Source organism: Globicatella sp. HMSC072A10 (assembly GCF_001811625.1).
Lineage (GTDB): Bacteria > Bacillota > Bacilli > Lactobacillales > Aerococcaceae > Globicatella > Globicatella sanguinis.
In genome coordinates this window covers 1-12,914 of record NZ_KV805763.1, presented here as the reverse complement: position 1 = coordinate 12,914, position 12,914 = coordinate 1, and the positions used below count along the sequence as shown (strand labels likewise).

Sequence of the window (12,914 nt, the reverse complement as noted above, 5' to 3'; positions counted from 1 at the left end):
TATACACGCATTATCGAACATAAGCATTTTGAATTTGGTCAGCAAGAAAAGACGGTCATTACCAGAGAATATCCTAAAGAATGGCAATTGGGTGATGAACCGTATTATCCTGTCAATGATGAAAAGAATACGCAACTCTTTAAACAATACCGTCGTCTGGCGCAAGCACAGACCAAAGTCATCTTTGGTGGGCGATTGGGCATGTATCAGTATTATGATATGCATATGGTCATTAATGAAGCATTGAATGTAGTAAGAAAAGTATTTAAGGATTAAAGTAAATGCTTTGATAAACCTTTAATAAACTTAAAGACTGAACTCATCGTGATAAAGCAGAACTTAGGGATTAGATATTTACTTAAAGTGTCTAGTGGGATAGAATATATATTAAAGAAAAGCTTGTAATTCTAGCAAAAAATAGCTAAAATGAAACATAAATTGAAAATTTGAAGGTGAAATAAAAATGTCAAATAAGATGTCACGTAGATCGATGCATCGTAAAAGAAGAAAAGGTAATCCAATTTTAAAAGCCATTGGTTTAATATTTTTACTGGCTTTACTCGTCGTAGGTGGTTTTTTAGGTTATTCCTATTATCGTTTTAATAAATCATTTGAAAAGGTATATAATAAACAAGCTGTGGAATCAGTGGTTAAAGATGTTGTTAAAAAATGTGAAACGACAGAAGAAGTTGAAGTCGGTGAAGATCCCATTAGCATTTTATTTTTAGGGATTGATACGGGAGATTTTGGTCGTACCGAAGTAGGACGTTCAGATATTATGATGGTCGCAACCATTAATCCTAATACCAATAAAACCGTAATGACCAGTATTCCTCGTGATACTTATACTGAAATCGTGGGTTATGGCACTCAAGATAAAATTAACCATGCTTATGCTTTTGGTGGCATCCCAATGTCAATTAACTCAGTACAAAACTTTTTAGATATTCCAATTGACTATTATGTAAAAGTTGATATGGGAAGCTTTGTTCAAATCGTCAACGCTTTAGGCGGTGTTACCATTGTTCCAACTGAAACATTTAATCAAGAGGGGACTTACTTTGAACAGGGTGTTTCACAATATATGGATGGTGCGACAGTTTTACAATATGTTCGTAATCGTTATACTGAAGAAGGTGACTACGGTCGTCAACAACGTTCGCGTCAAGTAATTGAAGCAGTAGCTGATAAGGTGGTTAATATTAATTCTTTCGCTAGCTTACCAGAATTAATGGCTGTAATGGAAGAATATGTCGAAACGAATATCCAATTTAAGGATATCCAAACATTGGCTTTAAATGCGAATAAAATTGCGAAAAATATCGAAGAAGTGACATTACAAGGAACAGGCGATATGATTGATGGTGTCTATTATGAAATGATTGACGAAGGGTCATTATCAACCGTTCAAGAAGCGCTAAAATCCAATTTAGAATTAAATTAATAACGGATCGTCAACCGATTTTTGCTTTGAATAATTTCAGCAAAAGTCGGTTTTTTAATGCGCGCAATTACAATTTAATGTCATGCAACACATTCTGCTGATATGGACATACTAGTGAGCTAGTTGATTGTGAATTTTATTGAGTGAATCATTTTGAGATTGCTGGATTGAAGACATGTGTTGATGATTGTACACCTTAATAAGAAAAACATGAGACGGGTTTTCATTTAAGTTTACTTAATTGACATACTATTACAATTAAGTGTCAATGTGAGAACAGTTTATTTAAATAAGCTCGAAAGGTCTTTTTTCTTTTTGGCGTTATGTTAGAATACAGTCTAGCGAGATAAGAAAAAAGGTGAGAAGAAATGAAATTACAAAAGAGAATTTTACTTGCGACAACTTTTGTTTTAATGACAACGCCATTAACATCAATGACTAATAATGTGTTGGCAGAAGAATGGCAACCACGTACCATTGAACAAGTTAAAGCAGCATTAAAAATTAACGAAGATAATCAAACAGTATATACTATCGAATATGGAGATACTCTAGGTGTCATTGCTGAAGCTTTGGACATCGATGTAGAGGTGTTAGGAAGCATCAATGCGATTGCGGATTTAGACTTAATTTTCCCTAGTACTGTATTAACAACGACGTATGATGACAATCATAATGCAGAAACTGTATTAATTGAGACAGCTGATTCTGAGAATGAAGCAGAGATTAATTTGACTGAAAATGAATTAGTCGTTAACGATGAAACGTATGAATTACCTGCAACTGAAGAGGTTGCTGAACCGGAATCGGCGCCAGTTTATGTGACCGATCCAGTGGAAGAATGGGTTCCTGAAACAACTGAAGTTGAATCTACAGAAGTTGTGGAAGAAACAACTGCCGAAACGACGGCAGTAGAACCTTCAGCGGCCCCAGTTGAAACAACGACTGAAGTAACTACGGTTGAAGAGTGGGTAACTGAAACAACCGCTGAAATGGTAGAGGAAACTGAAGCACCTGTTGTGGAAGAAACAACTGCCGAAATGGTAGAAGAAACTGAAGCACCAGTTGTGGAAGAAACAACCGCCGAAATGGTAGAGGAAACTGAAGCACCAGTTGTGGAAGAAACAACTGCCGAAATGGTAGAAGAAACTGAAGCGCCAATCATAGAAGAGACAACTGTTGAATGGGTACCTGAAGAAACTGAAGCCCCAATCTATGAAGAAACGACGGTAGAATGGGTGCCTGAAGTAACCGAAGCCCCAATCTATGATCCAACAAATGATGGATTACAAGCGCATGTAGCCCAATTCAAAAATGAAGTTGCGAATGCCTTTGGCATTACAGCGTTTAGTACATACCGTCCAGGTGATGCTGGCGATCACGGTCAAGGATTAGCAGTTGACTTTATGGTGCCAGTTGGTTCAGCATTAGGAGATCAAATTGCGCAATATGCGATTAGTCAAATTGGATCGAGCAAGATTTCATATGTCATTTGGAAACAACAAATTTATGGAGATTGGAATATGTCTTGGCAAATGATGGAAGACCGTGGTAGTATTACCGCTAACCATATGGATCATGTGCACGTTTCATTCTACCCTTAAAAATAATATAAATAATAATTTAAGCATGAAACCATTGACTTTTAAATGGCATCATCATTTTCAGTTAAAATATGAATAACTTTCGATGGAACTATAAGTGAATGGTTCGATGATTTATTTAGAGAGATTGAGGAAAACGTACATCGTTTTCCTTAGTCTCTTTTTTATTGGCAAAATTATCAAGTCACAATGAACCGTATTGTTAAATGATGTACTCATGTTAATGTTTTATCTTAAACTTCATACATTGTTAGCGATAATAGTAGACATTGAATATTCTGCCAAATCCTACAATCGAGTATGATGTCAAAAGTGAAAGTTTTTCATCGTTTTTAGAATGATAGTTGTCGTCTAAATATCGATCCAAAAATAGACATTCTCAATAACTCATAACGTCAATTGAACTGAAAAAGGATTTAAATTTTCTAACACTATCTAATACAATATCAAAACGATAATTCTCTTTTTGTTGCTGTTAAAGAAAAAACAATTACAAAGCTAAAAGGGTTGATATTATCGCAATGACAAGTGATTTGATTTATTAGTGAATTGTGAAGTAATTGTAAAGATTATGTAAAGGGATACAATTTAAAAAGACTTTTATTGTAGAACATAATACAATGAAATTAGGTATAGCAATAACATATAGAGAGAAAGGGAGATTGCCATGACTAAAATATCTTTAGATGAATTAATGAGTCAAGCACAAGTAGATAGAGTTAATACTGAAATTGCTGAAAACTTAGAAGAAAAATTTGAAGTTCTAGATGAAGCGAGTCGTAAAAAAGTTGATTCCATTAAGGAGAAAATTAATCTAAGAGACTCTCAACTAAGTTCAATGTTTGGCGCGAATGCACAAAAAAGTTTAGCAGGTTTTAGCGAAACTATTTTAAGTCAAGTGCGAGCGCATGATTTAGGCGAGGTCGGTAATTTAATGACCGATTTAGTGGTGAATGTTGAAAATTTTGATGCGGATTTTGATAATAAAGGTCTTTTAGCTAAAATCCCTTTTATTAATAAAGCCAAAAAGTCCATCGAAAAATACTTAGCACGTTATGATATTGTGGAAAAACAAATTGATAAAATTGAAGCCAAATTAGAAACGTCACGTATGGAGATGTTAAAAGACATTTCAATGTATGATAAATTGTATGATGAGAATTTAAAATATTTTGAAGAGTTACAATTGTATATTGTAGCGGGTGAAGAAGTTATTAAAGATATGCGTGATAATCAATTACCAGCATTATTGAAAGAAGCAGAAGCTAAAGAAGATTCAATGGCCTTACAAGTTGTGAATGATTTTAAAGAGTCGATTGATCGTTTTGAAAAACGTATTTTTGACTTAAAAACCTCAAAAACATTAGCCATCCAAACCGCACCACAAATTAAATTAATTCAAAATAATGACAAATTATTAGTCGATAAAGTGACCGATGCGATTAATAATGTGATTCCTTTATGGAAGTCGCAAGTTGTTATTGCTTTAGGAATGGAGAAACAAAAGCGCGTCCTAGAATTAGAACGTCAAGTGTCGGATACAGCCAATGAATTATTAAGAAAAAATGCTGATAAATTACGTCAAAATTCGGTAGAAATTGCGGAAGAGGCAGAGCGTTCGATTGTCGATATTGATACGGTTAAACATGTTAATCAACAATTAATCGAAACGATTCGTGAAACGATGGCGATTCATGAAAATGCCAAAACAGCTCGTACTGAAGCAGAAAAAGAATTAATTACGGTCGAGAATGAATTGAAAACAGCCATTGCTGAAACAATTTATCAAGATAACCGTGGTGAAAGACGAGACGTTACGCCACCAGCATAAAAATAAGGAAAGCAGGGAAAACCATGAAACGTTTATTAAAATTCTTAGCACTGGCGATGTTATGTGTTCTGATCGTTGCCTGTGACGATGATAATAAAACCAGTGGCAATACTGATTTTGACTTTTCAGCGCAGTATGGTGGGGAAACATTAAATGTTGTAGCGGGTTCTGAAATTGAAGTTTTGGAACCGATTATTGAGGAATACGCTAAGAAAAATAGACAAACGATTAATATTGCTTACCAAGGCTCCTTAACGACCATGCAACTACTACAATCTGGTGAAGTTGATTATGATGCGGCTTGGACTGCAAGTTCGATGTGGCTCAATATGGGAGACACTCATAATCTCTTAAAATATACAGAGTCAATTTCGATGTCACCCGTGGTCTTTGGAATTCGTCAATCCCTCGCAGAACAATTAGGTTTTACTGATGGTGATGTCTCAATTGCTGAAATATTAGCAGCGATTGAACAGAACAAATTAACCTTTGCGATGACTTCTGCGACTCAATCTAACAGTGGTGCAACAGCTTATTTATCATTTTTAACGGCCTTATCAGGCAAAGAAAATTTAACATCTGAAGATTTGGCTAATCAACAACTCATTGATAAAATTACTAAATTATTAAGTGGCGTCAGCCGTTCATCCGGTTCATCGAATTGGCTCGTAACGCTATTTTTAAACGGAAACTATGATGCGATGGTTAATTATGAAACCTTAATTATTCAAACGAATAAACAATTAGTAGAACAAGGCAAAGAACCTTTATATGTTGTCTACCCAACGGACGGTGTGGCAATGAGTGACGCACCATTAGCTTATGTTGATCATCAAAATGAGAAAAAAGAAAAAGCTTTTTTAGCTTTTCAAGAGTATTTATTAAGTGATGAGGCGCAAGAGAAAATTCAAGAAACCGGCCGTCGTACCGCTTATAATACAGTCACCCAAAATAATAACCAGGTCTTTAATCCGGACTGGGGGATAAATACGAGTAAGATATTAAACACGGTCCGTTTACCTGAAGCGAAAGTATTAGAAGAAGCCTTAATTGCTTATCAAACAGCCTTTAAAAAACCGGCTTTGACCTATTATTTACTAGACTACTCAGGCTCGATGGCAGGAGAGGGAGAAGAACAATTAGAAGAGGCTTTAAGTTATGTCATGCAATCAGATAAAGCGAGCAAGAACTTATTACAAGGGACTAGTCGTGACATTACCCATGTGATTAAATTTGAAAGTAATGTCGGGAAGCCAATTAGCGCTAATGGAGCCAGCAAAGAATTAGAAGAATTGTATCAGCAAATCACCACTTATTCAGCGGGTGGTGGGACTTCAATGAATGCAGCGGTTCTTTCAGCTCTTGAACATATTAAAAATAATACCGATGATTTAGCTGATCATACCCCAATGATTGTCATTTTATCTGATGGACGTGCAAACGATGAACATTTAAAAGACGAAGTAGCTAGCCAATATCAAACATTAAACCTCGATATTCCAATCTTTTCGATTCAATTTGGAGATGCTGATGATAATTACTTGCAAGAACTGGCTAATTTAAGCAATGGTCGTGTATTCGATGGACGTAGTGATCTCGTGAGTGCTTTTCAATCAGTAAGAGGGTATAATTAAGATAGAAGGAGGATGTCAAAATGGTGAAACAAAATCTATTATCATTTTTAGGCAGTTTAATCTTTTTTCTAATCTTCTGGTATCTTCTTGAATGGCCATTATACTTAGTGTTAGTATTAACTTTAATTTTATTTTTTGCGATTTACTTTTTGATTACCCCAAAAATTAAAATTGGTAATGTCGAAGTGCTCGATGATCAGCTTAATAAAGAGTTGGCTGATTTATACCAAGTACTGGGCAAAAATGTTAAACGTATGGAACAGAACGCAAAACAAATAGAAGACCAAGAAGTGGCTGAGCTTGCCAATTCATTGACAGGGATTGGTTTTTCGATCTATGAATATTTAGATGACCATCTTCAAGCCTTATCGGCTAGTCGACATTTTATTGAATATTATACAACGAAGTCGGAGGAAATTATTGAGAACTACTATGAATTAGAAAGAGTGGGTGTTTCTACTAATAAATTACAGCAGGTAAAAGCACAAACTACGGAAGCGCTAGGGTACTTGAAGCAAATCTTTAACCAACAACGCGATTCCTATCACCAACAAAAATATCTCAATTTAGAATTACAAACCGATTTATTAGAAAAAACCGCTCAGATGGGTGAAGAATTTAAACAGGAGGAACAGTCATGAAAAATGGAAAATTCTTTGGATTAGGTCTATTACTTATTGTAATAGCAGCAGTAATTGGATTTTCGTTTTTACGTTCTGGACAACCTGACCAAGTTTCGATTACCGGTTTAGTCGGAGGAGAAAAAATTAACCTTTTAGAAAATGCAAGAGTAAAAGAAATTGCCAAGAAAGAATATGGCTTGACTTATGATTATCGTAAAGCAGGTTCGGTTGATATGGTTCAACCAGGTGCGAGCGATAATTTCCAATATCTATTCCCTTCAAGTCAATTCGCGGCTGATTTACAAGAATATTTAGGCGGAGAAAATCAATTTTCAGACATCATGTTTAATACACCGATTGTGTTATACTCGCGCCATATCGTCGTAGATGTTTTAATTAAGGCAGGTTATGTCACAGAAGAAAACGGTATTTACATGGTCGATATGGCCAAATTAGCTAACGCTATGAAAGAAGGTAAAACTTGGGCCGATATCGGACTAACCGAATTATATGGGGATATCTTGGTGGATACTACCAATCCAAATGCGTCGAACTCAGGGAATATGTTTTTAGGATTATTAGCCAATGCGCTAAATGATAACAAAGCGATTACTAAGGAACAAGTTGCTGAATTAAAACCAGTCTTAAAAGCTATTTATAATAAAATAGGTTATAGTCAAACCTCATCATCCGATTTATTTAATCAGTTTTTAAAACAAGGAGTCGGTGCCTATCCAATAATTGCGGGTTACGAGAGTCAATGGTTAGAATTTTCAAAAATTGAGCCTAATGTATACAATCAAGTGAAAGATGACATCGTGATGTTATACCCCTCACCGACAGTTTGGTCTTCTCATGTCCTAATCGGGATAGATGAAGGAGCAGAAGTGATGAGAAAGGTCATGTTAGATGAAGAAGTCCAAGAAATAGCTTGGTCCCAACATGGGTTTAGAACGATTGTCTCAGGAACAGAAACGGATGCCTATCAAGATTTACCAGGAGTGCGTAAAGACATTAAATCCGTTATGGCCTTACCACAAGCAGATATTATGTTAGAATTAATGGAAGCTGTAAAATAATTAGTTTACATCATCATTGCGCTGTTGCTTACATAATTGTGGCTCTATGTCAAGTAGTGTTGGTGTAGAAATCACCATCATTAAAAATTATATAACGTATTCTGTTTAGCAGACAACTTTAATTGTAAAAATAAAAAGTTTGTGAACTCGCTTAAACAATTGATGATAAAATATTACCTATCCAAAATGAACAGGTTTTAAGGAAAAATGTGCTTAATTCAATAAAAATGGTTAGAAAAAATTTTTATTTTTGAAAAAGGTGAATTAGGTGATTGTTTTGAACGGGGGATTGTTTGAGAGCAAGTGAATGATTACAATACAATGAAAAAAATGAGAGTTAAATGACGCTTTTGGTAGAAAAGTTGATAATAAAGACGTTTTTATGATGCGAAAGAGTTTGTTTTAAGAAAAAGATTGTGAAAAAGAGCGGGCGATCAGTAAATTGATTTTTACTGATTGCCCGCTCTTGAAATATTTAAAAAGTCCAATCGATACTATCAATTGGGCAGAAATCATTGCTGTTAAGTTAATGAATTAAGCTTCATTGTCTAAAATATTTAATTTGTTTTTGACCATTTTCATTAGGACAGGAATGTCTTCAGGACGGTTGACAACATCTAATTGATCAATATCCACCATTAACACTTGAGAGGCATGATAGTGATTTTTAACCCAAGCATCATAACCTGACCATAAAGTATAATAGTAATGACGTAAACTTTCATCTTGTTCAAATTCTCGTCCACGAAGCCCAATGCGTTCCATAATGGTTTCAAATGAACCATGTAAATAGACCATTAAATCTGGTGCTTTTTGTGGTAAGGATTCCAACTCTTCCATCATATTATTTAATAATTTTTCATATATTTTAAATTCCATATCAGAAATGCGGCCTAAATCATTATTAACTTTACAGAAATACCAATCTTCATAAATTGAACGGTCTAAGACATTATGACGATTATGGAATGCGCGTTTAATATCTTGATAACGACTACTTAAAAATTCTAACTGTAATAAGAAAGGATAACGTTTTGCATCCTGTTCTTCCGGGCTAGCTGTATAAAACAATGGCAAAATATCATTATTTTCGACATTTTCATAAAAAACTTCAGAATCTAACTGCTCTCCAATAACTTTGGCCACGCTTGTTTTACCAGCGCCAATCATGCCACCAATGACTATTATCATAACCAACTCCTCAAATGATTTAACAAAATTTCAACTCATTGATTATAACATAAAACCAAAGACGTTAAAGTATTATTTTTGAATTCTTATAAAAGTATAGTAAACGTAAATGATAATATCTTAGTACAACGAAAATAAAAATGTTTCTAATCCATTACCATCATCACTAACAATAGGCTTGATTTGGTCAGGGGCAGGTTAATTTATGATTTCCATTATTTTTAGTTCTGGTAGAAGTAAAGAAGTTACCCGATAACTAGAAGTAAGTCATTTGATGCATTGATTTACATGATGATGCAATCTAAAAACATAAGACCTAACTGGTCAAATATAATGATTGCCAGAGTATTAATTACCCCTTCTGTCCTCTCATATAAGAATTATTATATGGTTTAAAGTCGTGGTCATGTAAGGCTACTGCTGCATCATTTAACCAATTAGTGTTGCGTAAGATAGCGCGACCAATCATCACGGCATCGGCTTGGTTGGTTTGTAGGATAAATTCAGCCATACCTGGATCATCGATTAAGCCGACGGTAACCACATCAATCGCAACGGCTTCTTTAATTTTCGTTGCATAAGGTGTTTGGAAACCAGCATGAACCGGTATATTAGGTTTTTTACTTAAGATGCCACCGGTGGAGACATCGATGGCTGCCACGCCTTGTTCTTCCATCCAACGAGCCATTTGTTGCCAATCTTCAATAGTATTTTGTTGTCCAGTTTCATCATATGCATTGGCCGAGATACGTACCCAAATCGGTAGAGCTACTTTGGCTTTAATGCCATCAATGATTTCACGTAAAATACGATAACGGTTTTCTAAGCTGCCGCCGTATTGGTCATCGCGTTGATTAGCTAAAGGGGATAGAAATTGGCTAATTAAATAACCGTGTGCCGCATGAATTTCGATCATGTCGTATCCCGCTTTTTCAGCTCGGATACTGGAAGCTACGAACCCATCAATTGTCGCTTGAATTTGTTCTAAGGTCATTTCAACAGGTGGATTGTAAGGTTCGCCATAGGGAATGCCACTAGGGCTAAGGGGTGTTAGGGCATCACTTGCTTTACGTCCAGCATGGGAAATCTGAATCCCCATTTTACTACCTAAATAATGTACGGAATCCACTAATTTTTTCATTGCTTCCATTTGTTCGTCATTCCATAAACCTAAATCTTCATTCGTGATACGCCCATCGGGCTCAATTGCGGTTGCTTCTTGAATGATTAATCCCACTTTACTAATGGCGCGCATTCCATAATGAGCAAAATGGAAGGGGGTTGGTTTTCCATCTTGTTCGTGTACTTCATACATACACATGGGTGACATCATGACGCGGTTAGATAAATCAATCCCGCCTATTTTAGCAGGAAATAATAATTTTGACATGGCATAAGCGTCCTTTTCAACTATTAGTAAAAATTATCCAAATAGTTTTAGACAACATTATTGCTTGCGTTTGAATAATCAAGAGTTTCAAGCAAAATAAATTCAGCTAATGCTCAAACTATGTTAAACTAAATCTCGAAAGAGGGGAATCTTAATGGAATACAAATCACTATATCATACTGAAGTTATTAACCGAGATGGGATTGAAGGGGTGGCTTATGTAAATGAAGCGGATGGATTACAGGTGCAAGTTTCAAGTCCAACCAAAAATATACCAGGAACGAATCCGGAGCAATTACTAGGATTGGCGTTAACCACTTGTTTAAATGCAACGATTGAAGCTGAAGAAAAACGCCGCGGATATGAACATCAAGCGGTAGTCAAAGCAGAAATTGATTTAGCACCAGATGAACCCGGTTATCAATTTTTCATTGCAGTAAAAGTTGCAATGCCACATCTTGAAAAAGCTGAAGCCCAATCAATTTTAGCAATCAGTATGAAGCGATGTCCCGTTGTGAAATTATTAAAAGACAGTGAAAATGTCACCATTGAATTAGTAGGTTAATGGAGAATCAGCTATGTCAGCTAAAGTTCTTTCTGAAGCCTTAATTTATGAAGTGTTATCGGTCGTGTCAGAAATACCAATAGGTAATGTTGCCACTTATGGACAAATCGCTCAATTAATTAATCGCCCAAAAAATGCGCGCTTAGTTGGCAAAGTTTTAAGTCAAGCGGACTTGTATGGCGAGTATCCTTGTCATCGCGTGGTGAATGCAGCTGGAAGATTAGCACCACATTTTGTTCAACAAAAATCTTTATTATTAGACGAAGGTATCACCTTTAAAGATGCGTGTCATGTTGATATTAAGCAACATCAATGGACCATATAATAACAACGCGAGTATATAGGTAGAGGGTTTTATTATTTTAAATGGGGCTGGACAAAAACTTGATAAATTTAGTTAAGATTATTTGAATTCGCTTTAAAATCTCGTACAATAGAGTCAGTTGAAGTTTGAGTTCTATTAATTAAAAGGTGTTTTATTAAGGGAATTCGATTATTATCATAAAGAGCATTGAATGAAAAGGAGGCAATTATGCGTTATTTTGAAGAACAAATAGGTGAAAATGGAGCTGTCGCTAAATTTTATTTACATGAAGCTAACCCTGAAATTGATGGTGACCGTTTATATCCGGTGATGGTGTTATGTCCTGGCGGAGGTTATATGTTTACCTCAAACCGTGAATCTGAAATGGTTGCATTGCAATTTTTTGCGAAAGGTTTTCAAGTAATGGTCGTACATTATGCGACCGAAGGGGTTCAAGCATTTAATGCGGAATTAGCAAATTGGCCAGACGCTCCTATTAGTCAATATCCTAATCCTTTAGTAGAGTTGGCTACGGCGATGACAATTCTTAAAGAAAATGCAGAGGAATGGTCGATTAATGAAGAATATATTGTCGTCGGAGGTTTTTCTGCCGGTGGTAATTTAGCGGCGCAATTAGGTGTACATTGGCATGAAGAGTGGTTAGCACAATTAGTTGGCAAATCAAATGAATTATACCGACCAACTCATTTAGTGTTAATTTATCCAGCGTTAACAATTCCTTCAACGGTTAGACCTGAATATGGACAATCGGTGAATCCAATGATGTATGCGATTACCGGTAAAGTAGAAAATACCGAAGTTGAATTGGCTGATTTAAAACCGACGAATTTTGTTAATGATATGACGCCACCTAGTTTCATCTGGCATACACGAGAAGATGATGTGGTGCCTGTTACTGATTCAATCGAGTTTGCTTTAGCTCTAGAAGAATATAAGATTCCTTATGAATTGCATATTTTCGATAAAGGTAAACATGGACTATCACTGGCGAATATCTTAACCGGTCGTCAAACTGCTAATTCAAATTATCAAGCAAGTAAATGGATTGACTTATTACTTGAATGGTTAGCGCCAACCAAAACGGCTCCAAATCGTTTCTTTGATTATACTGAATAGATTTTACCGTGGCTTACAATTCTTTAAAAAAATACAAACTAACCTCTCGCCAGCCCTTATCAGGCATAGCGAGAGGTTTTATTTGTGCGCCCAGCATGGGCGTTAACTTGGC

The 12,914-nt window shown here is 35.6% G+C and carries 12 protein-coding genes; 10 read left to right on the top strand and 2 right to left on the bottom strand.

Annotation, left to right across the window (positions count from 1 at the left end; genetic code table 11):
- The 7 genes from HMPREF2811_RS07555 to HMPREF2811_RS07525 all read left to right on the top strand — a co-directional run.
- Positions 1-276 (top strand): UDP-galactopyranose mutase (locus HMPREF2811_RS07555; protein WP_305793930.1); only part of this gene is annotated, 276 nt, incomplete at its 5' end.
- Between the two features lie 187 nt (positions 277-463).
- Entirely contained in the window at positions 464-1,444 is a 981-nt protein-coding gene (locus tag HMPREF2811_RS07550; protein ID WP_084802057.1) for an LCP family glycopolymer transferase, read from the top strand.
- 368 nt (positions 1,445-1,812) lie between these two features.
- Entirely contained in the window at positions 1,813-3,048 is a 1,236-nt protein-coding gene (locus HMPREF2811_RS07545) for a LysM peptidoglycan-binding domain-containing protein (RefSeq protein ID WP_071408809.1), read from the top strand.
- 667 nt (positions 3,049-3,715) lie between these two features.
- Positions 3,716-4,879: a toxic anion resistance protein gene (locus tag HMPREF2811_RS07540; RefSeq protein WP_071408808.1), complete on the top strand. Its 1,164-nt coding sequence runs from the start codon at positions 3,716-3,718 to the stop codon at positions 4,877-4,879.
- A gap of 23 nt (positions 4,880-4,902) precedes the next feature.
- Positions 4,903-6,513 carry a substrate-binding and VWA domain-containing protein gene (locus HMPREF2811_RS07535; RefSeq protein WP_071408807.1) on the top strand — a complete coding sequence of 537 codons (1,611 nt, stop codon included), beginning with the start codon at positions 4,903-4,905 and terminating at the stop codon, positions 6,511-6,513.
- 20 nt (positions 6,514-6,533) lie between these two features.
- Positions 6,534-7,154, top strand: a complete 621-nt coding sequence (locus HMPREF2811_RS07530) for a 5-bromo-4-chloroindolyl phosphate hydrolysis family protein (protein WP_071408806.1) — start codon at positions 6,534-6,536, stop codon at positions 7,152-7,154.
- Complete coding sequence (locus tag HMPREF2811_RS07525; RefSeq protein WP_071408805.1) at positions 7,151-8,215, top strand: substrate-binding domain-containing protein; 1,065 nt, start codon at positions 7,151-7,153, stop codon at positions 8,213-8,215. Before HMPREF2811_RS07530 ends, HMPREF2811_RS07525 begins: the two co-directional genes overlap by 4 nt.
- Before the next feature lie 534 nt (positions 8,216-8,749).
- Here the strand turns inward: HMPREF2811_RS07525 and HMPREF2811_RS07520 are convergent.
- Together HMPREF2811_RS07520 and HMPREF2811_RS07515 are read right to left on the bottom strand one after the other, a co-directional pair.
- Positions 8,750-9,406, bottom strand: coding sequence for a deoxynucleoside kinase (locus HMPREF2811_RS07520; protein ID WP_071408804.1), 657 nt, complete (start codon positions 9,404-9,406; stop codon positions 8,750-8,752).
- 352 nt (positions 9,407-9,758) lie between these two features.
- Positions 9,759-10,796 (bottom strand): NADH:flavin oxidoreductase/NADH oxidase, encoded by a 1,038-nt coding sequence (locus HMPREF2811_RS07515; RefSeq protein ID WP_071408803.1) that lies wholly within the window; start codon positions 10,794-10,796, stop codon positions 9,759-9,761.
- A 154-nt stretch (positions 10,797-10,950) separates the two neighbouring features.
- Between HMPREF2811_RS07515 and HMPREF2811_RS07510 the strand changes: the two genes are divergently transcribed.
- From HMPREF2811_RS07510 to HMPREF2811_RS07500, 3 genes are all read left to right on the top strand, one after another.
- A complete protein-coding gene (locus HMPREF2811_RS07510) occupies positions 10,951-11,361 on the top strand; it encodes an OsmC family protein (protein ID WP_071408802.1) in 411 nt (136 codons plus the stop codon).
- Between the two features lie 13 nt (positions 11,362-11,374).
- Positions 11,375-11,686, top strand: coding sequence for an MGMT family protein (locus HMPREF2811_RS07505; RefSeq protein WP_071408801.1), 312 nt, complete (start codon positions 11,375-11,377; stop codon positions 11,684-11,686).
- A gap of 207 nt (positions 11,687-11,893) precedes the next feature.
- The gene (locus HMPREF2811_RS07500) at positions 11,894-12,802 is read left to right on the top strand and encodes an alpha/beta hydrolase (protein WP_071408800.1); all 909 of its coding nucleotides are present in this window, start codon (positions 11,894-11,896) and stop codon (positions 12,800-12,802) included.
- The last annotated feature ends 112 nt before the right edge of the window (positions 12,803-12,914 follow it).